At 69.6% G+C, this 24,101-nt stretch carries 24 protein-coding genes; 18 read left to right on the top strand and 6 right to left on the bottom strand.

Features of this window, described 5'->3' with window-relative positions; genetic code table 11:
• Positions 1-26 precede the first annotated feature (26 nt).
• From A3CE_RS0104175 to A3CE_RS0104130, 11 genes are all read left to right on the top strand, one after another.
• Positions 27-809 carry a hypothetical protein gene (locus A3CE_RS0104175; protein ID WP_245589422.1) on the top strand — a complete coding sequence of 261 codons (783 nt, stop codon included), beginning with the start codon at positions 27-29 and terminating at the stop codon, positions 807-809.
• Positions 810-981: 172 nt separating this feature from the next.
• Positions 982-1,320, top strand: a complete 339-nt coding sequence (locus A3CE_RS56055) for a DUF6355 family natural product biosynthesis protein (protein WP_125592189.1) — start codon at positions 982-984, stop codon at positions 1,318-1,320.
• A gap of 358 nt (positions 1,321-1,678) precedes the next feature.
• A complete protein-coding gene (locus A3CE_RS0104165; RefSeq protein ID WP_020638804.1) occupies positions 1,679-2,236 on the top strand; it encodes a hypothetical protein in 558 nt (185 codons plus the stop codon).
• 194 nt (positions 2,237-2,430) lie between these two features.
• Positions 2,431-3,204: a hypothetical protein gene (locus A3CE_RS54715; protein ID WP_245589421.1), complete on the top strand. Its 774-nt coding sequence runs from the start codon at positions 2,431-2,433 to the stop codon at positions 3,202-3,204.
• Positions 3,205-3,337: 133 nt separating this feature from the next.
• Positions 3,338-4,003 carry a hypothetical protein gene (locus tag A3CE_RS0104160; RefSeq protein ID WP_020638803.1) on the top strand — a complete coding sequence of 222 codons (666 nt, stop codon included), beginning with the start codon at positions 3,338-3,340 and terminating at the stop codon, positions 4,001-4,003.
• On the top strand, positions 4,003-4,845 hold the full coding sequence (locus tag A3CE_RS54710; RefSeq protein ID WP_084641248.1) for a MinD/ParA family ATP-binding protein: 843 nt from the start codon (positions 4,003-4,005) through the stop codon (positions 4,843-4,845). Before A3CE_RS0104160 ends, A3CE_RS54710 begins: the two co-directional genes overlap by 1 nt.
• A complete protein-coding gene (locus A3CE_RS0104150; protein ID WP_020638801.1) occupies positions 4,842-6,194 on the top strand; it encodes a TadA family conjugal transfer-associated ATPase in 1,353 nt (450 codons plus the stop codon). Before A3CE_RS54710 ends, A3CE_RS0104150 begins: the two co-directional genes overlap by 4 nt.
• Entirely contained in the window at positions 6,182-7,075 is an 894-nt protein-coding gene (locus tag A3CE_RS0104145; RefSeq protein WP_020638800.1) for a type II secretion system F family protein, read from the top strand. Before A3CE_RS0104150 ends, A3CE_RS0104145 begins: the two co-directional genes overlap by 13 nt.
• The gene (locus A3CE_RS0104140; protein ID WP_020638799.1) at positions 7,072-7,959 is read left to right on the top strand and encodes a type II secretion system F family protein; all 888 of its coding nucleotides are present in this window, start codon (positions 7,072-7,074) and stop codon (positions 7,957-7,959) included. The genes A3CE_RS0104145 and A3CE_RS0104140 overlap by 4 nt, the downstream gene beginning before the upstream one ends.
• A gap of 20 nt (positions 7,960-7,979) precedes the next feature.
• Positions 7,980-8,180: a hypothetical protein gene (locus A3CE_RS0104135; protein WP_026468127.1), complete on the top strand. Its 201-nt coding sequence runs from the start codon at positions 7,980-7,982 to the stop codon at positions 8,178-8,180.
• A 25-nt stretch (positions 8,181-8,205) separates the two neighbouring features.
• Positions 8,206-8,661 carry a TadE/TadG family type IV pilus assembly protein gene (locus A3CE_RS0104130; protein ID WP_020638797.1) on the top strand — a complete coding sequence of 152 codons (456 nt, stop codon included), beginning with the start codon at positions 8,206-8,208 and terminating at the stop codon, positions 8,659-8,661.
• Positions 8,662-8,684: 23 nt separating this feature from the next.
• Here the strand turns inward: A3CE_RS0104130 and A3CE_RS0104125 are convergent, their stop codons facing one another.
• On the bottom strand, positions 8,685-9,926 hold the full coding sequence (locus tag A3CE_RS0104125; RefSeq protein ID WP_125592193.1) for an MFS transporter: 1,242 nt from the start codon (positions 9,924-9,926) through the stop codon (positions 8,685-8,687).
• A gap of 254 nt (positions 9,927-10,180) precedes the next feature.
• Between A3CE_RS0104125 and A3CE_RS53275 the strand changes: the two genes are divergently transcribed.
• Both A3CE_RS53275 and A3CE_RS0104115 read left to right on the top strand, forming a co-directional pair.
• Complete coding sequence (locus A3CE_RS53275; RefSeq protein ID WP_020638795.1) at positions 10,181-11,056, top strand: hypothetical protein; 876 nt, start codon at positions 10,181-10,183, stop codon at positions 11,054-11,056.
• Positions 11,053-11,541, top strand: coding sequence for a TadE/TadG family type IV pilus assembly protein (locus A3CE_RS0104115; RefSeq protein WP_020638794.1), 489 nt, complete (start codon positions 11,053-11,055; stop codon positions 11,539-11,541). Before A3CE_RS53275 ends, A3CE_RS0104115 begins: the two co-directional genes overlap by 4 nt.
• Positions 11,542-11,606: 65 nt before the next feature.
• Here A3CE_RS0104115 and A3CE_RS0104110 read toward each other — a convergent pair whose 3' ends face one another.
• On the bottom strand, positions 11,607-12,047 hold the full coding sequence (locus A3CE_RS0104110; RefSeq protein WP_020638793.1) for a hypothetical protein: 441 nt from the start codon (positions 12,045-12,047) through the stop codon (positions 11,607-11,609).
• A 171-nt stretch (positions 12,048-12,218) separates the two neighbouring features.
• Between A3CE_RS0104110 and A3CE_RS0104105 the strand changes: the two genes are divergently transcribed.
• Positions 12,219-12,644, top strand: a complete 426-nt coding sequence (locus A3CE_RS0104105) for a pilus assembly protein TadG-related protein (RefSeq protein ID WP_020638792.1) — start codon at positions 12,219-12,221, stop codon at positions 12,642-12,644.
• Between the two features lie 160 nt (positions 12,645-12,804).
• Here the strand turns inward: A3CE_RS0104105 and A3CE_RS0104100 are convergent, their stop codons facing one another.
• The 4 genes from A3CE_RS0104100 to A3CE_RS0104085 all read right to left on the bottom strand — a co-directional run bounded on the left by A3CE_RS0104100 (position 12,805) and on the right by A3CE_RS0104085 (position 17,109).
• The gene (locus A3CE_RS0104100; RefSeq protein WP_125592195.1) at positions 12,805-13,323 is read right to left on the bottom strand and encodes a hypothetical protein; all 519 of its coding nucleotides are present in this window, start codon (positions 13,321-13,323) and stop codon (positions 12,805-12,807) included.
• Between the two features lie 105 nt (positions 13,324-13,428).
• Positions 13,429-15,393: a hypothetical protein gene (locus A3CE_RS0104095; RefSeq protein ID WP_020638790.1), complete on the bottom strand. Its 1,965-nt coding sequence runs from the start codon at positions 15,391-15,393 to the stop codon at positions 13,429-13,431.
• A gap of 314 nt (positions 15,394-15,707) precedes the next feature.
• Positions 15,708-16,022, bottom strand: a complete 315-nt coding sequence (locus tag A3CE_RS0104090) for a helix-turn-helix domain-containing protein (RefSeq protein WP_020638789.1) — start codon at positions 16,020-16,022, stop codon at positions 15,708-15,710.
• A gap of 13 nt (positions 16,023-16,035) precedes the next feature.
• On the bottom strand, positions 16,036-17,109 hold the full coding sequence (locus A3CE_RS0104085) for a tyrosine-type recombinase/integrase (RefSeq protein ID WP_020638788.1): 1,074 nt from the start codon (positions 17,107-17,109) through the stop codon (positions 16,036-16,038).
• 198 nt (positions 17,110-17,307) lie between these two features.
• On the opposite strand from A3CE_RS0104085, the gene A3CE_RS57855 reads away from it, so the two are divergent.
• From A3CE_RS57855 to A3CE_RS0104065, 4 genes are all read left to right on the top strand, one after another.
• Positions 17,308-17,715 (top strand): hypothetical protein, encoded by a 408-nt coding sequence (locus A3CE_RS57855; protein WP_020638787.1) that lies wholly within the window; start codon positions 17,308-17,310, stop codon positions 17,713-17,715.
• Between the two features lie 69 nt (positions 17,716-17,784).
• Entirely contained in the window at positions 17,785-20,232 is a 2,448-nt protein-coding gene (locus A3CE_RS0104075; protein WP_026468125.1) for a hypothetical protein, read from the top strand.
• Positions 20,233-21,021: 789 nt separating this feature from the next.
• The gene (locus A3CE_RS0104070; RefSeq protein WP_020638785.1) at positions 21,022-22,248 is read left to right on the top strand and encodes an AAA family ATPase; all 1,227 of its coding nucleotides are present in this window, start codon (positions 21,022-21,024) and stop codon (positions 22,246-22,248) included.
• A 41-nt stretch (positions 22,249-22,289) separates the two neighbouring features.
• On the top strand, positions 22,290-24,050 hold the full coding sequence (locus A3CE_RS0104065; RefSeq protein WP_020638784.1) for a vWA domain-containing protein: 1,761 nt from the start codon (positions 22,290-22,292) through the stop codon (positions 24,048-24,050).
• Positions 24,051-24,101 lie beyond the last annotated feature (51 nt).

The raw sequence follows: 24,101 nt of genomic DNA, 5'->3' as shown, positions 1-24,101 counted from the left end.
GGTGTGGTCCGCGTACCCTCGGTTCGGTGAGGATCGTCGGTGTGGCGTGCCTTTCCGTGCTTTGTGCGGCGGTGCTGGTCGCGTGTGCGCCGGGGGACGCGGAGACCGACAAGGTCGCCAGGCAGGTGGCGGCGGAGATCGACTCGCCGCCCCAGACCTCGGCGGCCCGGTATGCGCGGAAGGCGCTCGACGCGGCGCGCGGCCCCTCGCCGAGCTTCGCGGTGGTCGAGATGCGTGACACCCCTTCGGACGATCCGGAGGCAGTCACGATGAGGCTCGTCTTCCGGGTGCACCACGACGGATCCCAGGACGAGTGGTTCCCCGAGCAGCCGGTGACGGCGTGCTACGACGTCGGCTTCAACTTCCGCGGGCTTGTTCGCGAGCCGAGCCGGCGGGACTGCCCGGCGGGGGCGACGCCAGTGGACCCGCCGCCGATCCCGCTGCGGGAGGTGCCGGACGGCTTCGACCCCGCTTTGCGGTCCGTGCTCACCGGACTTCCCGCTGCTGTGAACGAAAGCGACGTGCTCGCCGTGTTGGCGCGGTCGATGCCGGGACCGCGGCCGGTCAATCCCGACAAGCAGACCCCGGAGCAGCCACCGGTGCAGGATGTCGCCCTGCGTGGAGCCGATGTCGGCGTCGCGTACCAGGCGGGCGACCGGTCGACCTATGGGACCGACTGCCTGCTGGGCTCCCGGGTGCAGGGGGCGACGCTGGTCTGGCGTCCCTCGTGGGACCAGGTCCAGTCCGGTGAAGTCCCATGCACGGCGAAGACCGCCCTGGACCGGCGGGGAACCACTCCTCCGCGCTGACGCTCGATCTTGAAAAGGATTATCGGCTTGACACGATCGGCACAGCAGCGGCACTGAATCAGGACAACGCTGGGTTGCTAGATCAGTTCCTCGGAGGTGTGTTTGAGGTCCAAAGTGGATTTATCGGAGCCATCGAAATTTCTTCTGGCTCAAGGAAATCCATGGAGGAACGATGAGGCCGCGAACTCTGCACTCCAAGCTCTCCCGTGTTCTGGGCGTCTCGGTAGCGGCTGTGGCCGCATGCGTGGTCGCCGCAAATCCCGCGGCTGCCGCACCTGACGTCCAGCTCCGCGAGCAGTGTGGCTACCTGGGCTGGGGTGAATACCGGCACTGTGACGGTGGCACCGGATCTCGGGTGGATCTGGACGTCCAGGACATCTGGGGCAACGTCTACCACTACTGCGTCGGTCCCGGGACGACCAACCTGCAGCCCGTCATCCGGTGGAGGGTGACCGGCGCTTGGTGGAACGGCGGCATCGGTTGCTATCCGGGCTACGAGGGCCCGGCGTAACCACAGACTTGAGGACGTCTCCAGTCCTCGGCCAGTCGACGCGGTGGGCGTCCTTGCCCCCTCTGCGGCGCCCTCCGCGTCGGCGTTGATCGCCAAACCCCAGAGCGGTACCGGCCAGCTGTGCAAGCACAACGATCCGAGGTAACCGATGTTCGATCCAGTCGATGACCGCCAGCGGGGCGCCGAGCGTCAAGACGTAGGCGTAGGCATTCCGCTCGCGCTGATCGCCGTCCCCGCGGAGCCATGCCGGCCGGCGCGACGCTCCGGCGCATCGCTCGTCCTACCAACGAGTGAACCTCCGCCGCGGTGGTGTTCCAGGCCCGGCGGCCAGCTGATCATCGTAACGGGAGGGGAATCCATGAACCTGCGTGAAACCGTCCGTATCACCGTCGCCTCGTCTGCGGCCGTCGTCCTGCTCGGGGGCTGCAGCGCAACCGAACCGAGCCGGCCGACGGCGTCGTCGAGCACGTCGGCGGCCACAACCGTGGTCCCGCACCCGGCCGACCTGGCGAAGGAGCGCGCGACGGCCGCCTACCTCGGCATGTGGCACGACATGGCGGCCGCGGCCGTGACTTCGGACTGGCAGTCGCCCAAACTCGCGCAGAACGCGACAGCCGACGCGCTGTCGAGGATCTCCCGCGGCCTCTACGCCGATCACTTCAACGGCCTCGTCACCAAGGGGCATCCCGTCAACCACCCCACCGTCGAGTCCGTCGAGCCTGCGGCGGCTCCGACGACAGTGAACCTTGTGGACTGCGGCGACGACAGCCAATGGCTCAAATACCGTGCCGATACCGGTCAACCTGCCAATGACGGCCCTGCCGGGCGGCGCCACATCAATGCCATGGTGAAGAAGGCGGTGGACGGCTCCTGGAAAGTCGTCGACTTTGCGATCCAGGACGTGGGCACGTGTTGATGCGAGCCCCAGTTGTCGGCGGGGTAGTGGTCGCAATGCTCTTGGCTTCGGCCGCAGAAGCCATGGCCGGTGGCTGGGGGTCAGTCGATTGCGCCCAGGAGTCTTCGCCGTACTGCGATCTCGGAGCCGGTCGCAACGGCGGGAGGGCGCCGCAGCCGCCTGTGGCTCCGGGTAAGCCGGCGCGTCCCCAGCCGATGCCGGGACAACAGCAGCCTTGGGGCGACAGCATCATCGGTGGCAACGACACCACGGCGAAGTGTTCGTACGTCCGGAGCAACTACCAGCCGCCGGCGAACGGCGTGCAGACCATCGTGTTCCGCGACGTGCGGCGAAACGGCGCCTCGGTGGTTTTTGCGGAGTTCAGGCGTCAACAGCCGGCGGGCGCCTGGTACGTCTATCGGTGTTCCGGCCCAGGCGTACACGACGGCCTGTACCGGGTTCCGATTTGGCTTCCCGATGGCCAAGTGCCAGCGGCCGCCGCGTCGCCTTCACCGCAAGAGCTGGCCGACCAGGCGCGGGCCCAGCTGCGGTTGCCGACACCCCGGATCGAGGCGAATCCGCCCGGCGACAAGCTCGTGAGCCTGTCGACCTGGATGTGGCTGGATCGCAGCAGCTGGGATACGCGGCAAGCCACCGTTGCTGTACCAGGAGTGTCGGTCACCGCGGTAGCCGTGCCGGCCATGGTCTCGTGGTCGATGGGCGACGGTGAGGACGTGACCTGCTCGGGTCCCGGCACTCCCTACCCAGCCGCTGGAGATCCGCGGGCGCCTTCACCTGACTGCGGCCACACCTACCGCCGATCGTCCGCCGCGGCGCCAGGGCAACATTTCGCCGTCAAGGCGACCGTGCACTGGACGGTGACCTGGTCGGGGGCCGGAGCCAGCGGCACGTTCCCGGACCTGACCACTTCGGCAACCGCGGCCTTCCGAGTCGCGGAAGTGCAGGCGCTCGGTACCGGTCACCGCTGACGAACCATTTCCGCGAACAACCGAATCCAATTCTTGCTGCGCGTCAACGCTTTCGGTGATGCGCGGTGCGGTCGAACCATGCCTGGGGAGGCACGTCATGACCAGTACGAGTCAATGTAGCTCAGGAGCCGACGTGGGTTCCGTGGCGTGGTTGGGGAAGAACGGCCGGCTCGCTGCCGTACCGCCCGGTCGCCGGACGCGGCGGCGCTTGCCGCATCTGCTGGTGGGCGTGCTGCTCGTCGTGGTTTGCGTCGGCGGGGCGCTGTGGTGGGCAGCCGGCGCTCAAGGCCGCGTTTCGGTGCTGGCGATTGCCCGGCCCGTGAGCGTCGGGCACGTTCTCGAGCCGGCAGACGTCCACCAGGTCGAAATCTCTGCGGCTGACGGGGTTGCCACCATTCCGGCCGGCCAAGCGGCCACCGTGCTCGGCAGGCCGATGGCGACCAGCTTGACCGCCGGCGCGCTGCTCACCCGGGGCAGCCTCGGGCCGTCGATGATCCCCGCCTCCGGCCAGGCCGTCGTGGCGGTGGGTCTCAAGGCAGGCCAGTTCCCGCTCGAGCTCGCTCCGGGAGCTCCCGTCCTCGTCGTGGTCGCGGCGTCTACGCCGACGGCTGCGCTTCCAGCCGTGCAAGGCAGCGGCGACGGGCCGACCTGGCCGGCGACGGTGACCGGCGTGGCACGGGCTGAGAGCGACCAGACGACGGTGATCTCGCTGCAGATGCCCAGCGCCACCGCGCCGGCGCTCGCGCGAGTGCCGGCCGGGCAGGTCACGCTGGTTATGCTCGCGGGTGGTGAGCGCTGATGTTGATCGTCCTGACCAGCGTGAAGGGTTCGCCCGGCGTCACCACCTTCACCGTCGCTCTGGCCGCGAACTGGCCAGCCACCATCCGCCGGGTGGTGGTCGAGTGCGACCCGGCCGGCGGAGACCTTGGCCAGCGCTTCGGACTCGCGCCCTCTCCTGGCCTGCTCAGCCTCGCCGCCGCGGCGCGCCAGCCTGTCGAGGCCAATCCCGTTTGGAACCACACCCAGCTCCTTGCCGACGGGCTCCCGGTCGTTCCCGGACCAGCCGGTGGACCACAAGCTCGCGCGGCCTTGAGCACCTTGGCGCAGGCAGACTCGCCACTTCACCGGGCTGCCCGCGAGCCCGGGGTGGTGGTGTTCGCCGACTGCGGGCGGCTGGACCCCGGATCGCCGGCGGAGCCGATGATCCGGCAAGCCGATGCGCTGCTCCTGATCGCCGGCACGCACAGCGACGAACTCGCACACCTGGCCGCCCGGATCCACGAACTGGGCCGGGTAGCCGCTCGTCCGTCCCTCGTCCTCGCGGGCCAGGGCCACCCGACAAAGGAAGTCGAGCAAGAGCTCGGGATCCCGGTCATGGCCCGGATTCCCTACGACCCAACCGCGGCCGCGAGCCTGACCGGTCACGCGATCCCGGGTCGCGCACACAAAGGCGGGCTCGTCCGAACCGCCGTCGAGGTGGCACGAACCCTCGCCGCCGGAGGGGCGTCGATCGGAACTCCCGGACCGGCCGTCGGACAGCACGTGCCGGGCGTCCCACCCCAGCGCGTCTCGGCATACGGGGTCCGGATCGCACCCGACCTCCACGAAGTCGGCCTGCCTGGAGAGGAGGTCTCACCATGACCGTGCTCGACGAACATCGCCGCCCCTCCGCGACCAGCCCGGACGCACGCCTTCGCGCTGTCTTCCACCACGCGCTCGCCACCGAGCTGCCGCACCGAGCCGAAGCGGAGAACACCCCGATGACGGCAGAGCGCCGCCGCGAGCTCGCCCAGGAGCTCCTACGGTCCGCCGGAGCCGCGCACAGCGAGGCCGAATTGCAGGCCGGCCGCGTGCTGCTACCTCCGGAGGCCGAGAGGCGAATCGCCGAGGCCGTCCTCGCCGAGGTCTTCGGGCTCGGCGGGCTGCAGCCGTTGCTGGCGAATCCGAAGGTCGAGACGATCAACGTCAACCGGTTCGACCGGGTCTTCGTCCAGTACGCAGACGGCTCGCGGGCGCAGGTCGCGCCGGTCGCGGCCTCGAACGATGAGCTGACCGACCTGGTCCGGACGCTCGCGGCCCGCGCGTCGTCGGAGGAGCGCCGTTTCGACCGCGGCTCGCCGGCGCTGAACCTCCAGCTGCCCGGTGGCGAGCGCCTCTTCGCGGTGCTCGGGCTTACTGCCGAAGGGGTGACGGCGTGCTCGATCCGCCGGCACGGATACCTGACCACGAGCCTGGCCCAGCTGCGTCGCCGCGGCACCCTCGACGTCGGCCTCGAGCGATTCCTACGTGCACTCGTCCGGGCGCGCAAGAACATCCTCATCACCGGCGGCGCCGGGTTCGGCAAGACGACCTTGCTGCGCGCAATGGCCGCGGAGATGGACCCACTGGAGCGCATCGTCACCATCGAAGACGCCTTCGAACTTGGCCTCGGGCTCGACCCCGAGTTGCACGCCGATGTCACGGCTCTCCAGGCCCGCGAGGCGAACATCGAAGGGGCCGGCGCGGTCAGCCAGGCCGAGCTAGTCCGCTGGGGGCTGCGGATGTCGCCGGACCGGGTCATCGTCGGCGAGATTCGCGGGCCCGAAGTTATCCCGATGTGCAACGCGATGTCCCAGGGCAACGACGGCTCGATGGCGACCTTGCACGCGAGCAGCTCGAGGATCGCGTTCACCCGGCTCGCCTCCTACGCCGCGCAGAGCGCGGAGCGGCTGTCCTTGGAGGCGACCGCGCTGCTGGTGGCCTCGAGCGTGCACTTCGTCGTGCACCTGGACAAAGCCGCTGATCGCGCGACCCGGGTGATCTCCTCGATCCGCGAGGTCGTCGACGCCGACGGCGGCACGGTCGTCTCGAACGAGGTCTATCGCCCCGGCGCCGACCGCCGGGCTCGCCCAGCCGCCGGAGCGCTCCGCACGGACACCCTGGACCACCTCATCGAGGCCGGGTTCGATCCCGAGCTGCTGGCCGAGCCGGACGGGTGGTGGGCGACGTGACCACCACCGTCGTGGCCGGCCTGGCAGGGCTCGGCACTGCCGTCGGGTTGTTGTTCGTCCTCGTCGGCCTCCGCGGGCCTCAGCTGGTTCGCCGACCGCGGTCCGTGCCGCCTTGGCGGGTTGATCGGACGTGGGGTCTTCGGCTGGCGCTCGCGCTGGGTGCCGGTCTGCTGGTTGGTGTCGCGACCGGGTGGCTCGTCGGGGGAGTGCTCGCGGCCGGGGCGGTCTGGTTCCTGCCGCGGTTGGTCGGCCCGGATCGCGCGCATGTGCGCCGGGTCGCTCGGATCGAGGCGGTCGCGTCGTGGACGGAGATGCTGCGCGACACGCTCTTGGCCGCAGCCGGACTGGAGCAGGCAATCCTCGCCACCGCCCCGCTGGCGCCCGCCGCGATCCGCGATGAGGTCGCTAGTCTGGCGTCGCGGCTGCAGAACGGGCGTCGGCTCGCGCCGGCGTTGCGGCAGCTGGCGGAGGAACTGGCCGACCCGACTGCAGACCTGGTCATCGCCGCGCTGGTGCTGGCCGCTGAGCACCAGGCGCGGCAGCTCGGCGAGTTGCTCGGCTCCCTCGCGGAGACGGCGCGGTCGCAGGCGGCGATGCGGATGCGCGTCGAGACCGGCCGCGCTCGCACCCGGACCTCCGTGCGGGTCGTCGTGGCCACCACGATCGCCTTCGCAGTGGGCGTCGTGGTGTTCAACCGTGCCTACCTGACGGCCTACGACAGCGCGCTCGGCCAAGCCGTCCTGCTCGCCATCGGCGGCCTGTTCGGTACCGGCTTCGGCTGGCTGGTCAGGATCGCCGCCGGCCGCGCCGCTTCTCGCGTGCTGTCGCTCGGTGAGTCGGACGCCGGAGCCGCAGTTCAGTGGGACGGTGAGCGCGCATGATCCCGATCATCTGCCTCGGGCTGGGTGCCGGCATCGGCTTGTGGCTGCTCCTGGCCTGGGCAATCCCGCCGCAACCATCGCTTCACGAGCACCTCTCGTCAGCGGACTCTGCTGCGGCACCGGTTGTGGACGTGTCGGAGGCCGGCTGGGCGGTGGCCGTGGCGCGATCACTCGTTCCCCGTCTCCGGAGCCTTGGCCTGCCGGGGGAGAAGCTCGAACGCGACCTGCGAGTTCTCGGGCGAGGCGTCGACACGCACCTTGCCGTCAAGGTCGTCCTCGGCTGCGCCGGCCTGGTGACGCCCCTCCTGCTTCAGGGCCTGCTCGCGCTCGCGGACGTGGCGGTCAGCGTTGAAGTCGCTTTGGTTGCTGCGTTTCTGCTCGCTGGGTCTGGGTTCCTTGCTCCTGACCTTGAGGTTCGCGCCAAGGCGGCGCGAGCACGTGCTGACTTTCGTGGCGCGCTGTCGGTCTTTCTCGACCTCGTCTGGATCACCCTCGCCGGCGGAGCCGGGGTCGAGGTTGCGCTCCTCGCAGCCGCCGAGGTCGGGCGCGGGCCCGCGTTCACCCAGCTTCGCCGCGCATTGGACGCCGCCCAGCTGAGCCGCGCCACCCCGTGGTCGACGCTCCGCAGGCTCGGCGAGGAGCTGGACATCGGCGAGCTCGCCGAGCTCGCCGCATCGATCTCCCTCGCCGGTACCGAAGGAGCCAAGATCCGCACCTCGCTGGCGGCGAAAGCCAAGGCGTTGCGTACACACCTGGTCGCCGATGCCGAGGCGGATGCCCAGGCCGCCACCGAACGCATGGCCTTGCCGGTGACGTTGCTGTTCCTCGGCTTCCTCGGATTCATCGCCTACCCGGCCGTCACCCAAGTCCTCAACGGACTCTGACCATCCACAGGAGACACGCCATGCTGACCTACTGTCGAATGCTCTGGACCCTCGTCGCTGCCCGCATTCTTCTGCTGCGCAGGGACAACGACCGCGGCGAGATCACCACCACCGTCATCGTGACCGCCCTCATGGCGGTGCTGGCCATCGCCCTGATCGCGATCATCGCCGCGAAGCTGACCGCGAAAGCCAACAGCATCGACCTCGGCCTCGGCGGCTGACATGCCAGCGAATCCGGTCAATGCAATGGCTTGGCGCGCTCGTCGCGTCCACTCGGGAGAGCACGGCGCCGTCGCGGCCGAGCTGGTCATCGCGACACCCCTCCTGCTGCTCGCCCTGCTGGCGATCATCCAGTTCGCCCTCTGGTCACACGCGACCCACGTCGCTCAAGCAGCTGCTGCGGAAGCGCTCGCCGCGGCTCGCGTCCAGAACGGCACGGCCGCGGCCGGCAACGCCGCCGGCCGGCAGCTGCTGGACCAACTCGCGCAAGGGCCGCTGCGGTCCTCGCAGATCGACGTCGAGCGCACGGCGACCTCGGCGTCGGCCAGCGTGCGGGGCGAGGTCGTTGCGGTCCTGCCCGGCGTGCACCTGCACGTGCACGCCGAAACCGCAGGCGAAGTCGAAAGGTTCGTTCCGGATGTTTCAGGGTTCGCGAATTCTGGAGCGGTCTCGGGCGGGAACCTGAGCGGTGGTGGTCGTTGATGAGCGCGATCGACCGCTTCGGTTCAGGAACTTGTGCTGTGTCGCCGGGATGCCAGTGCCAGCCCGACCAGCGCGAGCACCATCCATGCCGTGAGATAGAAGAACGCTGCCTGCGCCGAGACGAATGTCCAGAGCACTCCCGTGATCGCGCTGGCGACGAAGTTGCCGCCTGCTTGGATCGTGGCGAGCAGCCCGAACGCCGAGCCGCGGATCTCAGCTGGGGCGAGTGTGGCGACGGCGGCGTGCTGGGCGGTCTCGACACAGCCGATGGCCAGCCCGGCGGCGAGGAACGGCAGCGCGAGCACAACCAGGTTGGTGCCGGTGACGGCGAAGCCGAGGTACGCCAACGCGAACAGTGCGACTCCGGCGGTCAGGACTCGGATCGGGCCGCGGGTGCCCAGACGGTCCGCGAAGCGTCCGGCCGGGATCGAGGCGACGGTGGCCGCGATGTTGTAGAGGGTGTAGAGCGCCAGAGCGAGGGTGGTGGCGGTGTCAGTGCCATGGCCTGGGGTGAGCAGTTGGGTGGCTTGCAGGATCAGCAGAGTCGCGGCGACGTTGCCGACCTCGAACGCTGTGACCGCGCCCATGAGCCGCCCGAGGTCGCCGCGCAGGACGGGCTTGATCCGGATACGCAACGGTACCCGGGCTTTCGCCGAGGCTGCCGGGGTGTGGCGGATGGCGTAGACGATCGCGACGGCGGCGAGGATGCCGGGGATAACGGACAGGCCAATCGCCCAGCGCACGCCGACCGCGGCCACCAGGCCGAGCGCGAGCAGCGGACCGAAGATCGCGCCGAAGTTGTCCATCATGCGTTCGAAGCCGTAGGCGCGTCCGTAGGCTTTGGGGTGGACCACGTCGGCAAGCAGGGCGTTGCGGGCGGGAACGCGCAGGCCGCGAGCGGCCCACGCGCCGGCTCGGAGGATGCCGACCTGCCAGACGGCGGTGGCCGCACCGGTGAGCGAGGCGAGCACGGCGGTGCTGGCGTAGCCGCCGACCGCGATGCTGCGGCGGCGAGCGGGGTCATCTGCCAGTGCACCACCCGCGAGACGGGCGGCGCCGGCCAGACCGTCGGAGATGCCCTCGATCAGTCCGAGCGCGGCGGCGGGTGCGCCGAGGGTGCTGGTGAGCAGACTCGGCAGCAGCGCGGTGGGTACCTCGTGGCCGACATCGGCAAGCAGGCTGGCAGTGCCGATTCCGGCGACGCCTCGGGTCAACCACCGCTTCTCGTCGGTCGTGGCGTCGGGGTGCTCAGCAGGGGCGGTCATGGTCATCAGTCTGGCCGATGCCGTATCGAGGCCCTCGCTGCAGACTCCCGGCCAGGACGTCACGGCTTCGGTTCACTGGCGGTGACCCTGCGTCACAATAGTCGACAGTCCGTCGGAAATCCCGACAAACGATCAGGTACTGCTCGCAATCGCCGGAACCCGCGCTTGCCTGCGAGTCGGTATGACCAGCGCTTCTGCCGCCTAAGCGAATCTGTAAGCGTTCTGACGGACGCCTGATCGAAGGGAGGGGAACCATGTCACTGCTGGAAAAGCCGGAAGCGGTGACCGTTGGCGACTTCGCCGACGGCCCCGACGTCATGCTGTGGAATCCCGCTGTCACAACGAAATACTGGCGAAGGTGGGTCAACCGCGCTTTCTTCACGCGGCTTTTCTCGACTCGTTCCGTGGCCGGGCTACTGACCCTGGCGCTGGTACTGGGTGGGGGCGCCGCCGAGACTCTCGGCGGCGCGCTCGCGGTCGGCGGCGCCATCGCGTTGCTGCTGAGCGGCCTTTGCGACGCGGGCATCACCGCGGCCTGCCTCGCGACCGATCACCAGCACGGACGTCGCTGCGCCCTGGAACGATCTCCCGGCGAGTTCTTCCTCCGCAGTGACGACTTCCTCGACCTCGGCCCAGCTGCGCACCGCACGGCCGGGCTCCTGATCGATCTCACCGGCGAGCTCCATGCCACGGCTTCACGCGACTGGATCGACCCCGAGCTGCCCGGCCGAGCCCACGAAGCGGTGTGGGACGCTTTGACACGCTTGATCCGGACAGCGCCTGCTCGCCGGCACGCCGCGCGGCTCGTCGCGATGCCAGGCGAAGCCGACCTCGCGACCACGACCGCCACGGCGATCGCCGAATTCGACACTCTGCTCAGCGAGCTGCTGTTCCACCTCCAGGGCTGTGTCACGCTGACCCGGGAATGGGAAGCCAAGCTTCGTCACGCCGAGCTCGTCGAGCACACCAGCGCCGTCGAGGCTGAGCTGCGCGCCGCGTCGATCGGCCTGATCGTCGAGGTCGCCGAGGAGCTGCCGAGGGTCGTCTTCGCGTACGTCACCGCGGCCCGCGACCTGACAGGCGCTGGACGGTTCCCGTGGGAGCTGCCGGCCACGGAGCCGGTTCCATGACCGCGGCACAGCCCCGCCGGGGCGTCGGCTGGTGGCGCGCCGAGCGCGGGTCGGTGACCGTCGAGGCGATCCTGATCGCGCCGGTCCTGGTCATGCTGCTGGTGTTCGTCGCCGTGGTCGTCCACCGCGGCGTCGACGCCCGGCTGCGGCTCGACGACGTCGCCCACCAAGCCGCGCGCGCCGCGAGCCTGCAGCGCACGCCGGCGGCAGCTGTCGCCGCGGCCCAGGCGACCGCCAGCTCGGCGCTGGCACACGCCGGGCTGGTCTGCCGCGACCCCGCGGTCAGCACGATGACCTCGGGGCGCCCGGGCAGCACCGTCATCGTCACCGTCCGCTGCACCGTCGACTTCGGCCAGGCGCTCGTTCTCGGTGTCCCCGGCAGCCGGACGCTCAGCACCACGGCCAGCGAGGTCATCGACACCTTCAGAGCGGGGGCCGCTCACACAGCCGCCTCGGCGACGCAGCACGGGAAGAGGTGGAGTTGATGGACGGCGCGCTGCTGCACCTTGATCTTTGGGTCGACGACCCCTCCGGTCTCCACCGGCCGGGCCTACAGGGTTTGTTCGTTCTCTGCAGTTTCGCGCGGTTCGTGCCGACTTCGTGTCTCGCTAAGCACTGTGCGGCCCGTAGACACCATAGTGGCATCATCCGTGATCTCGCCCCGGTTGACCCGGTCGTTCTGGATCCAGAAGGTCTTGTCGATGCTCAACGCCTTCTCGACGACTTCCGGCTCACCGATCAGCCACACAGCCGCAAGCGCCTGGTTCCACGTCACCCACTCGATCGGCGTTCCTCGCCGCCACTTGGCAGCCAGCGCATGGCTGATGCGAGTTGCCTCAGCGAGGATGGTGGCGCAGCTGTCGATCTGCTTCGTGCGGTTCCACAGACGCCGCTGGGTTCGGCCAGTCAGAGCCGCACCGACGAATACGCCGATAAGTGTGATCAACGCCCCTGCTGCACTCGAAGTCGCGATCTGCCACCAGTACGGCATGCGTTCCCCTCCGCGTCCGGTAGAGGCGGTCCTGCGCCGCTTCGTCCGCCGAGCACGAGCGGAGAGCTGTCACCGGCACGCGACCTTCGTCCTGTTCAGTCTGCCGCAGCTTCGACGGCGGTGGCTGTTCGGCGCCGGCCCTGTGGCTGGTGGCGAGCAGACGAAGGTCAGGTGTCGGCGTTCCTCGTCGTGCTGGTGCTCGGGCTCATGGCCTTGGCCGGCCTCGGGCTCGACGGCGGCCTCGCCCTCGCCGCGAAGGTCCGAGCCACCGGCCAGGCAGAATCCGCCGCACGCGCCGGCGCGCAAGCGATCGACCTCGCTGCCTACCGGGCCACCGGCGCGTTGAGGCTGGTGCCCGCGGAAGCCGACGGTCTCGCGCGCCGGTACCTCGCCGGCGTCGGCGTCACGGGCATGGTGACGGCCACGGCCGACACGGTGACCGTCACCGTCACGACCAGCCAGCGCACGCAGCTGCTGTCGCTCATCGGTATCCCGTCGATCGGTGCCCATGGCAGCGGCTCAGCCCACCCCCAGCGCGGAGTCACCGAAGTATCCCGTGAGTTCGCGAATTCTGAAGGGCCGACTGGTGGGAACTGAGGTGTCGACCTTGTCGAAGAGCGTATCTCTGCCATTGGGTTCGGGAACCCAGACCCGGCGCGTGGCTGCGCCGACGGTCGTTCGTGGCGCGGCGGTTTGCGTTGACGTTCGATGGGTCCTGGACGAAGTGCCCGGGAGGACGAGATGGCACAGGGGAGGTCTACTCTTCGGTGTCTTGCCAGATATTCGACAAGCCCAGTTCTTGGCGCGCGCTTACCATGAACTTGTGTTGGGCTTGCCACATCCTGTCGAAGAATTCTGTCGGAACGTTCTGTCCGGTTCTCGTGGCCCGTGCAGCAGCTATGCGACGAGCGGAATCGACGAGTTCCTTAGCGGCGTCAGCAGTTTCGCGGCGCGCCGACACGAGCCTTACGGCCATGATCGTTGCTTCGAGCTTCTCGCGATAGGGTCGACCGGCTTCATCGAAGTAAGGCATCATCTCGTCGGGCTTATACGGGTGTGGGGAAGCGGAGATGATCGCGTCGGCGTCGAGCGCGAAGGCGATGTACTGCCGATATGCAAAGACGAATTCGTTGTAGGTCGACAGCCGGATGTCGCGCCATTGACGTGCGTGATCTCGTCGCCACAATCGTTCCTGGTTGCGAGTGGTCAACCATCCGCCCAGTATGACGCCCAGCAATGTGACCACTGCTGTAGTGGCGCTCGTCGCGAGGTTCACTGTCACCGTCCTTGTCAGATCGTCCGCATCATTTCGATGATGCCTTGGCAGTCAACAGTTGCCAGGGCTTCTGGCGAAGCGGCGATGATGATCTGTGCGCGACGGTCAGTTCGGGTCGGAGGGCTCGAATACGGCGACATAGCGCTCGGCGCCCGCGACGGACAGGCCGAACAGGTCGCAGAGTCGGCGGATGTCGCCGCCGGTGGCGTGGACTTCGTGCAGGATGCGGTCCTCCCGCAGGCTCTGGGTGGGCAGGCCCAAGCGGTGTGCCAGCCATTCGATCTGGACGGGGCCGATGTGGTTGGCGCTGCGGTAGTGGATGAACAGGTGTGGGTTCCCTGTGGCGGGCCAGCGGGCGGCGCGGTAGTCGAGGTAGATCCGCAGGCGGTCGCGCACCGGGTAGGCCAGCGGGATGCTGCGGTCGCCCAGATGCAACCGCCCGTCGTAGACATCAGTGACCTGCAGGTCGCGCAGCTGTCCGGACGCCAGGGCGTGGAAGGCCACCAACGCGGCGATCGCGGCGCGGGTGGGATCGTCGTCGGCCAGGGCTTCACGGATACGGTCGACCGGGGCGGGCAACGGAATACGTCCGGTGAGCCGGCCGACGGGGATGCGTGCGGTCGGGTTGACGAAGACACGCTTGTGAACCTTGAGCAGCCGGAAGAGCGACCGCAGCCCCTGGAGCATGGTGTGCCGGGGCGTGCCGGAGGCGGGCAGTACGGCGAGCACCTGATCTCGGGTGATTTCCCGCAGGTGCTCGTGTCCGGCTTCGGCCCAGGCGTGCAGGGCGGGCAGTGCCCACCGCAGCTTGGACTGGACCGTCCGTGGAGCGCGGGGTTTGCTGCGGGGTGGGCTGGTGTGGCCGTGTCGCATGACGTCGAACCAGAGCTGCAGGTCGGTCACGATGGTTTCGGGCAGCTCGGCGGTTTTGTGGGCGAACCACCGTTCGATGGTGGGGACGCGGTCGTCGTGGAGGTACCCGACCGCGGTCAGGACATCGAGGATCGGGCGCACCGGAACACGCAAGCAGGACAGGGCAATGACATCGGTGGCGTTGATGGCTGCACCGGAAGTGTCCTGCAACCCGAGCAGGATGTGCAATCCCATCCGGGTGCGGGTGGTGACCTTCCCGTCCCAGCCGTGGCGTGCCGCGTGTTCGGTGACGCACGTGTCCAAATAGGTCACCAACTCGGGATCGGCGGGTGGAGGGAAACCGTGCTCGCGGCCGGCGCGGAGGTCTCGGGGGAGATTGAAGCCGGCCAATTGCTGGTGGCGTACGGGGTGCCGGGGCGGAATCGGGTGCGTGATGAGCAGGCGACGCCGTTGGGCTGCGGCGGCTCGGGCGACACGGACGCCGAGTCCGGAGAACATGTCGGCGAAATACAGCTGGTGTCCCCAACGCCGGACGTGCTCAGCAAGTTCTGCTCGTGCGGTGTCCGGCAGCCAGAGCGGCTGCTTGCGGCAGAGCCGGCAGATGCCGTCGTCGTTGATATGGCGGCTTTGTCGGCACATTCCGCAGGTGCCGAGGTGGGGATGGTTGCGACGCCAGGCGCGGCAGCCCTCGCACAGCCAGTTGTTGCCCCGGCGGGTGCCCCAGGCGTGGCAGTCCGGGCAAGAGTCCACCGTCAGCGGCGAGAACCGGTAGCAGCGGATACACAACCCGGCGGTGTAGTAGTCGGTGGGCGAGCCGCATTTGCTGCACGGCGGCGGTGTCACCTGGGTGGCGGGCTGGCATGGGTAGCAGTACTCGGCCTGGTGGTGCTTGACCGGCCGCTGGCCGCAGCGGGTGCAGGGCCGCGGGGTCGTGGTGGTGTTCGGGCGCAGGGCGTCGAAGATCGTCCATTGCCGCGCTTCTGGCGGACGGGTTCCGGCGGTGCCGAACCGTGCGGTCGGGCCGGGACGCTGGCCAGGCGGTCCGGGGTGGGTGGCTTTTCCTCTTCGGCTGCGAAACAGGTCGGCGAAGAACAGCTGGTGCCCGTTCTGGACCGCGGTGGTGATGTCGTCAGTGCCGAGCAGGTCGGCCTGCCGCCAGCACAGCCGGCACGCGCGCAGCACCGGGTCGACGGCCACATGCCGGCCGCACGTGAGGCAGTCGCCGACCGCGCGGCGCTGCCGCCAGCCGCGGCAGCCGTGACACAGCCACTTGTGTGTGCGGGTTGCGCCCCAGGCGTAGCAGTCATCGCACGAGTCGATGGTCAACGGCGAGAACCGATGGCAGCGAGTGCACAAGCCCGCGCTGTAGTAGTTCTCAGTCGTTCCGCAGCGCTGACACGGCGGTGGGGTCACGGGGCCGCCGGGCTGGCAGGTGTAGCAGTAGTCGGATTGGCGATGTTTGACCGGCCGCACGCTGCACACGCGGCAGGCCCGCGGCCACGGTCGCTTGGTCACGCCGGAGGCACCGACCGGTGCCGCCCCAACCGCGGTGTCACGACCGCGCCGCCGGTCGCCTCCACCGTCTTGGTCGGCTTGCGTGCCGCGACCTTCTCCGGCTCGCACAGCAACAGGTCGGTCGGTTCGCACGCCAGCACCGCGCAGATCACGTCCAGGTCGTCCAGCCGGATGGTGGTCGGGGTGCCGGTCCACAGCGCCGACATCTTGCCCGCGCTGATCTCCAACCCGGCGTCGGCCAACCGGCGACGCATCTCCGTGGACTTCCAGATCCCCGCCTCAGCCGCCTTCATCCGCAGATTCCACCGCATCGCAATACCTCCCTTACTGCCCGAGCCGGGACGCCACTCGCTGGTTTGCCTTTTCCCACGCGTGCTCAACGTGGTTGGCATGGACGTGGATGTACCGAGTCGTCGTCGAAAGCCACTCGTGACCGAGAATCTCCTGTATAGCTTTGAGATCCATCCCGCGCATGTACAACGAGGACGCGCAATAGTGCCGCAACCCGTGCGGTGTCAGCCGACCCGTCCACGAGGGAAGCCACCTGCTCACCGCGCCGGCCAGCCCGGAGCGCAACGCGTCGTCGCCGACTCGCGTGCACAAGCCGGTGTCCCGGTCGTGGCGCTCGCTGGGCAGCAGCGGGGCATCCGGGTCCGCCCAGTCCGGCCCGAACTGGTGGCGCACGTCGGTCAGCCACCACTCCAGCAACGCGTCGACCTCGTTGATCGCCGGCACCAGGCGGGGCTTGTGGCCACGGCCACGGCTCCCCTTGCCGAACCGCACATGTACCTTGCCGTGCTCGCCCAAGTCAGGTCGCCAGTCACGGATGTCGAGCATCAGCGACTCGGTGATCCGCAAGCCCGCCCGGCGCCACAACGAAGCCGCCATGTAGTCCCGTGCGGCTGGCAGGAACTTTCGGGCGTCGGGCAGCGAGTCGCGCCACGCGGTGAACAGGGTTTCGACTTCGTCCTGCGAAGGCGGTATCCGTGCGGCTATGTAGGCCGGCTTCGAGGGCCGGTTGAACTCATCGACAGGCTGTTCAAGCACGTGTCCCGTCAAGGCGTGGATGTCGCCCTGGTAGCGCACGACCAGGAAGTCGAAGAACGCGGCCAACGTGCCGGCCTTGGAGTACACAGTGGACGCCGCCCGGCCCCGCTTGCGCTGATCAGCCAGGAATCGATCGACGTCCTCCGGTCGTGTCGTCCACACCGGACGGCTCATGGAGCGCACGAACTCGAACACCACCGACCGATACGACCCCACGACGCCATCGGTCACTCCAGCACCGACCTGCGCGAGGGCGAACTGATCCACCAGCTCCTGCTCGAAGTCCTCGAACTCCTGAGCGGTGCGCAACGGCCGCGCGGACCCCAACGACCGCACCTCAGCCAGCGTCACGGGTACCCCTGTTCATCGGGAGACGGGATCTGTCAAGAACATCGGCATCTCGTCAGGAATCTCGACCTTCGATCGGAATCTCCACGCGATCGGGTGAACCCCGTTCCACCAGGTCAAGGGCCGGACCTGGGGCTGAGGTCGCCGAGCAAACCCGCGGCATTTCATGCACTGGAGCCCTGAACACCGGAGGAGGACGCCATGATCATGACCGACGAGATCGAACGGCGCGTCGAGAAGGCCGACGCGGAGAAGAGCGCGAGGAGGACAGCGGCAGCCCGCGAGGTAGGTGAGCTCGCCCATCGTCGCGCTGCGCTGGCCGAGGAGCTGGCGGAGGTCGAGCGCAAGCTCGGCACCGTGCTCGTCGCGGCGGCGGACGTCATCGGCATCGACGAGCTGGCCGAGTTCACCGACGTCCCGGCCGCCGACCTCACCCGGTGGCTCACCGTCGGCAAACCCCGCGCCCGGCGAGGTCGACCGCCGGGCAGCCGCCGGCCGAAGCCGGAGACTCAGCCCGAGGCTTTGCCGGCACCTGCACCGCCGGAACCGCGACCGGGGCCGCCAGCAGCCGGGATCCAGCCGTCGGTTGTCCACGGCCAGCGAAGCTGAGCCAGGGACGCTGTTGTGCCTGTAGAACGGCAAGCCGGAACCGGGCCGCGGGGAGCTCGTCGTGCGCTCGTGCGTGGCGCAGGGCGGGTGCTGCAGGCGGGCGTAGCGCTCGCGCTGCTGTCTGGGTTGTGTGCCGGGCTGCCGTGGGCGCTGGTGCGGTTCATCGGCTGGCCCCTCCCGGATCACCTGCCCACCATGGCCGAGCTCGGTGACGTGCTGACGGCTCGGCTGTCGGCAAGTCAGCTGCTGGATGTGCTCGCGTGCGGCGCGTGGCTGCTGTGGGGCGCGTTCCTCGTCGAGCTGGCCAGGTGCGGATACGACCTCGTCCGCACCGCCGGCCTGCCGGGCGCAGCCTGGCGCGGCGGCCCGCTCCGCCGGGTCGCGGCGGTGCTCATCACCACCGTGGTCGTGTCGTTCGTCGGCCGCACTGCCCTCGCCGCCTCTGGCGGAAGCGGCGCGGTCCAGCCCGGCCTGAGCTCGTCGGTGACCGCGCCATTGGCTGTTGACGGTCGATCGGAGGACGTCGAGCTGGTGCGTCCGCCCCGTGCCGGCGTTCACGATTCGCTGTACCGGATCGCGCAGCGCCGCCTCGGTGACGCCAACCGGTGGCCAGAGCTCTGGAGCCTGAACGCCGAGAGCACCCAGCCCGGCGGTCGGACGCTGACCTCGCCCAGCCTGATCTATCCGGGCGATCGGATCCGCCTTCCGCCGACGCCCATGCCTGCCGCCTCCACACCTCCGCAGCGGCAGCCGCCACCAGCGAAGCCCACGGCGACCTCTCCGCCGAGCTCGTCGCCACCTCCCACCGTTGCTCCGGGCCCCAGCTCGTCGTGGGAGCCCGGCATGTACGTCGGCCTCGGGCTGGCGGGCGCGATCAGCGCAATGCTGCTGGTCGCCCGACGACGTCACCGCACCGCCTACCGGCCCGGCAGCGGCCGGCGCGACGACGACCTGCCCGTCGCTCCGGTCGTCTACCAGCTGCACCTGGCCCACCGGCACGCCCACGCTGGACCCGACGAGGCCGATGCCGCCGAGCCCGAGACGATGCTCGAGCTGGGGGAGCCCGCCGATGAGGCCGCCGCGGACCTGGCGCTGGAGCTCGCGGCGACGCACGGCCTCGGGCTCATCGGCCCGGGCAGCCACGCCGCCGCCCGCGCGCTGCTGCTCACGGCCATGACCACCACCCGTCACCCGCAGATCGTCGCGCCGGCCGCGGATCTGCGTGGCTTGCTCGGCGTCCCGGAGCACAACGCCGACCTGCCCGAGTGCGTCCACGTCGTCGACGACCTCGCCGCCGCGCTCGCACACCTCGACAGCCAGACACCACAAGACAGGGCCGGCCGGATCTTGCTGGCGAGCGCGCCGGAAGGCGAACACGATCGCACCCGGCTGCAGCACGCCCTCGCCGGAGGCGGCGCGAGCACCACAGTGCTGCTGCTCGGCCAATGGCACCCCGGCGTCACGGCCTACGTGGACACCGCTGGCACCCTCACCGCGACCTCGCCGGGCCCGGGGGAGCGGTTACGCGGCCGGCGCGCCTTCTCGCTTCCCGAATCCGCGACCCGCGAGCTGTTCGCCCTCTTCGACGCCGCACACGGCACTCGGGACGACCACCCCGAGTCTGCTCTCGAGCCCAGCCACGGGTTGGAGATCGCAGGTCCACCGGACCAAGCCGAAGCAGTACCCGAGCCAGACTCGACGAATGCCGCCGAACACCAGCGTGACGTCGCCGCGCCGCTGGTGCTGGCGGTGTTCGGCCAGCCGAGGTTGTTGTGGCGACCGGACCTCACTCGCCCGGACCACGCGGTGGAAGTCACCGGCAGCTTGTCGCGACGGCTGTGGGAGCTGCTGATCTACCTCTCCCTGCATCCGGAGGGAGTTCCGCGGGCCGCGATCATCGACAGCCTGTGGGCCAATCGCCCAGCGCAGGACCCGGCCGCCGTGCTGCGTACCGTCCTGTCCCGCCTCCGCAGCACCGTCCACAAAGCCACCTCACCCGACATCGGCGACCTCGTGGTCGCACAGCACGGCCGATATCGCCTCGATCCCGCGGTCGTCGAGGTCGACTACTGGACGTTCGCCGGCGCGCTCGCCCGGCGCCGCACCACGACCGACGACGAGAACCGTGCCGCGGCCTACGCCGCGATCGTCGCGAGTTACGGCGGCGAGCTGGCCGCCGGCATCGAAGCAGGCTGGCTCACCGCGCTGCGCGAAGGCGTCCGCCGCGACGCCCTCGACGCCGTCGCCGCCCTGGCCCGCGCACGAGTCCGCAGCGATCCCGAGTCCACGCTGGAGCTGCTGGAAGCGGCGCGGGACTTCGACCCGCACAACGAGCTGCTCTACCGCGACATCATGCGCCTCGAACACACCCTCGGCCGGCACGACGCGATAGCCCGAACGCTACGCCTGCTCGAAGCACGCATCGCCGAGATCGACGAAACACCGACCGCCGCGACAATCGAGCTCGCCCAACGACTCCGAGAACCCCACGCAGGAATCGCAGCCCCCAAGGCCTGAACCGGCCCGGGGCGCGCCATAAAGTACCTCTACGCTGAAATAGCTGGTCAGTCGCGACGGATGTTAGTGTCGACGTACTGATAGTCGTCGCGAAGAAAAAGCATCCCGTGTTTCCGTTCAGAGTCGCCATTTGGTGTGGCACCATCGAGGTGCCACAACGCGTCGCACGGACGGACACGCCCGTGCGACAGTCCGAGCGGCCCGCTCGCCGGAGCCGATCATCCGCGGGCACCGTCCCTCGGATGGCCGCCAGCCATCGGGGGTGCCACCGCACGCGCCGATCGCCCCGGCGCTCCGTGGACCGCCTAAGCCGGATCCTCCGTCTCCAGGCATGCTCGCAGGTCAAGGCCTACATGCGGGGATCCGCCGGTATCCCAGACTCGCTTGGCGACAAGCAGGTAAGCACATCAGGGCCGCCCCGTCGGTCCCGCTGCTGTGAACATGTCCCCACGGTCTGGCTCTCCTGGTCATCTCACCTCGTGTCGACAGTCATCCGTCTATTTCTATTTTGCTCAAATAAACGATTGTCCATTTCCTTTGTTGTGGCTGTTGTCGGCTGCCTGACGTCCGCGACCTGCGCAAACGGTTCGGCGAAATACTTCAAATGCTTTTGGCTGGATGGCGGAATTCGTCACCTGAATGGGGCCTGGAAAGGTATTGTGCGACTGGCCTTATCGAGTTACTTTTGTTGTGTCGCCCGGGAAATCCGGAAATCACATTTAAGGGCCGCTACGGATCGTTCTGATTCGCCGAACCGCCCGCGTCACGCACTGGAAGGGAACACCTGCGATGACCACGCCCACCCCGCCCGCCACGGCACCCGCCACCGGGCCGACCACCCCGGCGGGTGGGACGGCAACCCGGCTCCGCAACGGCGAACTCCGCGCGATGGTCGCCAAAGTCCTGGCCGATGACCCTGCAGGCACCCACACCCCCGGTGGCATTGCGCACACCCTCAACCGCTCATCCGGCGCTGTCGGCAACGCCTGCAAAGCGCTGACCGACCGGGGAGAAGCCGAACTCGCCACCACCGCGCCACTGGCCTACCGGGCAACCGCGATGACGGCGGCCGCCGCCGCGCCCGCCATCACCCCGGCCCCGCCATGTGCACCCCGCCGCACGCCACCCGCGACGGCACCCGCCGCATCCCCGACCACGCCCGCTCCGTCCGGTGCAGGCAGCACCACCAGCCGACCGGCGCGGAAGGTCACCGGCCCGGTGAAACGCCCGAACGGGATGGACTACCACCCCCGGCTGCTGTCCGGCATGCCGGACGTGACTGCACTGGCGCGGTTGCGTGACGCCGGGGTCGCCGCGCTCCTGTACGGGCCGCCCGGCACCGGCAAGACCTCGGTGGTGGAGGCGGCGTTCAACGACTGCCTCACCGTGCAGGGCGACGGCGACACCGTGGTCGCCGACCTCGTGGGCGACTACACCAAAACCCCCGACGGCGACTTCGTGTTCGTCCACGGCCCGCTGGTCCGCGCGATGCGCACCGGGGTGCCGCTGTTCATCGACGACGCGACCCTGATCCCGCCGACCGTGCTCGCCGTGGTCTACCCCGCCATGGACGGACGCCGCGAGATCGTGATCAAGGCCAACGGCGGCGAAGTCGTCCACGCCGAACCAGGCTTCTATGTCGTGGCCGGACACAACCCCGGTGTCCACGGGGCGGTTCTCTCCGACGCGCTTTCGTCCCGCTTCTCCGTGCACATCCAGGTCTCCAGCGACTACGCCCTCGCCGAACAGCTCGGGGTTGACAAGAGGGCCGTGCGGGTGGCGCGCAACCTCGCGACCCGGCAGGAGAAGGGCGAGATCGGCTGGGCGCCCCAGCTACGGGAGCTTCTGGCGTTCAAGAAGCTCGCCGACGCGTGGGACCTCGACGCCGCCGCCGGGAACCTGGTCGGGATCGCGCCGGAAGAGGACCGCGCCACCGTCGCCACCGTGGTGCGCGACGTCTTCGGCAAGCCCGTCACCCCGCTCGCCCTCGGCGCCCGCATCACCACCAAACCCTGAGCCAGCCACGCACCGCGTACCGTCGCGAAAGGACCCGCGCCATGAGTGCCCACTTCACCGCCGACCCGGCCGCCACCGGTGCCGCCGTGTTCCCCGCGCGCCCGGAATGGCTGACTCTGTCCGCCGCGTTCGCCGACGAGGTCCCGGTGATCGCCGACCGCGACGACCTCGTGGTCAGCGTCGCTCCCGGCGCGGGCGGCGGTGCCCCCGCGTGTTTCTACCCGCACCGCGCGTTGATCGAGGTCGACGGTGACCACCTCGGCGTGGACCCGGCCACCGTGGACCCGGCGAACCTGTCCGACCGGGCCCGCTACGCCCCGGCCTGGGGTGCCCTCACCCACGAGTGCGGACACGCCAAACACACCGCGTGGGAACCGCCGGACGGCGCTCCGCCCGGCGTGGTTGCCGCCGCCATGCTGCTGGAAGAGCCGCGGATGGAAGCGGCGCACATCCGCCGTCGCCCGGACGACCGGCACTGGCTGCGGGCGTGCGTGCAGGGCATCGTTGCCACCGACTTGCACCTGTTTGCCGACCCCGTCACCGCGCCGAAGATGACTGCCGCCGACGCCGCGCGCACCGCCGCGCTCCTGCTGGGCCGGGCCGACGGCGGGGTGCTCACGCACGCCGAGGTCCACCCGGTCGCCCGGGTCGTCGAGGACGTGCTCGGCGCGGAAGTTCTCGGCAAGCTGCGGGCGGTGTGGCGGCAGGCGCTGCGGACTGCCGACGACGCGGGCGAGGACATGCTCGACCTCGGGCGGCAGTGGTGCGAGATCCTCGGCACCGACCCGGACTCGGCCTCGTCGCCGGCCTCGCCCGGCACCTCGGACCCGACAGGTAGCTCGCCCGGACCCGCCGCCCCGTCACCGTTGGCGGATGCCATTGCCGCCGTGCTGGGCGGGGTGGCGGCGAACGTCGCGGGGGAGAAGGCACCCGAGGACCCGGCCGCAGTCGCGGCCGCCGCGAGGGAAAGCGAAGAGGCCGCTGAGAAGAAGGCGGGAGCAGTGGCGCGACGAGTGTTCGGGACCGGCGGCCCCCGTGGCGGCGACACCAGGACAACAGGCACCCGGCCGCCCACGCCTGAGGAGTGCGCAGCCGCGCGGGTGCTCGCGCGGGCGCTGGACACCGCCGGAACCCGCGAACGAGTCGCCGTGCGATCCACCTCGGAGGTGCCGCCCGGGCGGCTGCGGATGCGCGGTGTGCGGGCGGCCGAGGCCCAGCGTGCCGCCGGTGCCGTGGTGACCGCCGAGCCGTTCACCCGCACCATCCGTACACCGGTCACCGTGCCGCCGCTGCGGGTCGGGATCGCGTGTGACGTGTCCGGCTCGATGGGCTGGGCGCGCGAACACGTCGCCTCGGCCGCCTGGATCCTGGCCAACGCCGCCCGTCACACGCGGGTGCCCGCCGACACGGCGAGCGTGATCTTCGGGAACCATGTGCGCCCGCTGACCCACCCGGGCAAGCCGCCTACGGAGGTCACCGAGTTCCGCTCCAACGACAACTACGAGGACATCCCCCGCGCGCTCGACGCCCTCGACGGCTCCCTCGGCCTGTCCCGCCCCGGCGCGGCCCGGCTGGTCGTCATCGTGTCCGACGGCAACTACCGCGACGACCCCCGCCGCGACGGGCAGAAGAAGCTCGACCGGCTGCGCGCCTCCGGGTGCGCGGTGCTGTGGCTGACCACCAGCGACGTCGACACACCGCTCGATGGGGCGACTGTCCACGTGCTGACCGACCCCGCGACGGCCGCGCGTGCCATCGGGCACGCCGCGACCGCCGCGCTTCGCGCCGCCGCCCGCCGGTAACCGTAATCGCGCCAGAGTTGGCTCGCCTGTTGGGGTTTGCCTCGACCTGAC

This window comes from Amycolatopsis balhimycina FH 1894, from assembly GCF_000384295.1.
GTDB lineage: Bacteria > Actinomycetota > Actinomycetes > Mycobacteriales > Pseudonocardiaceae > Amycolatopsis > Amycolatopsis balhimycina.
The sequence above is the reverse complement of the archived record's forward strand: the minus strand, read 5'-3'. Positions and strand labels throughout refer to the sequence as shown.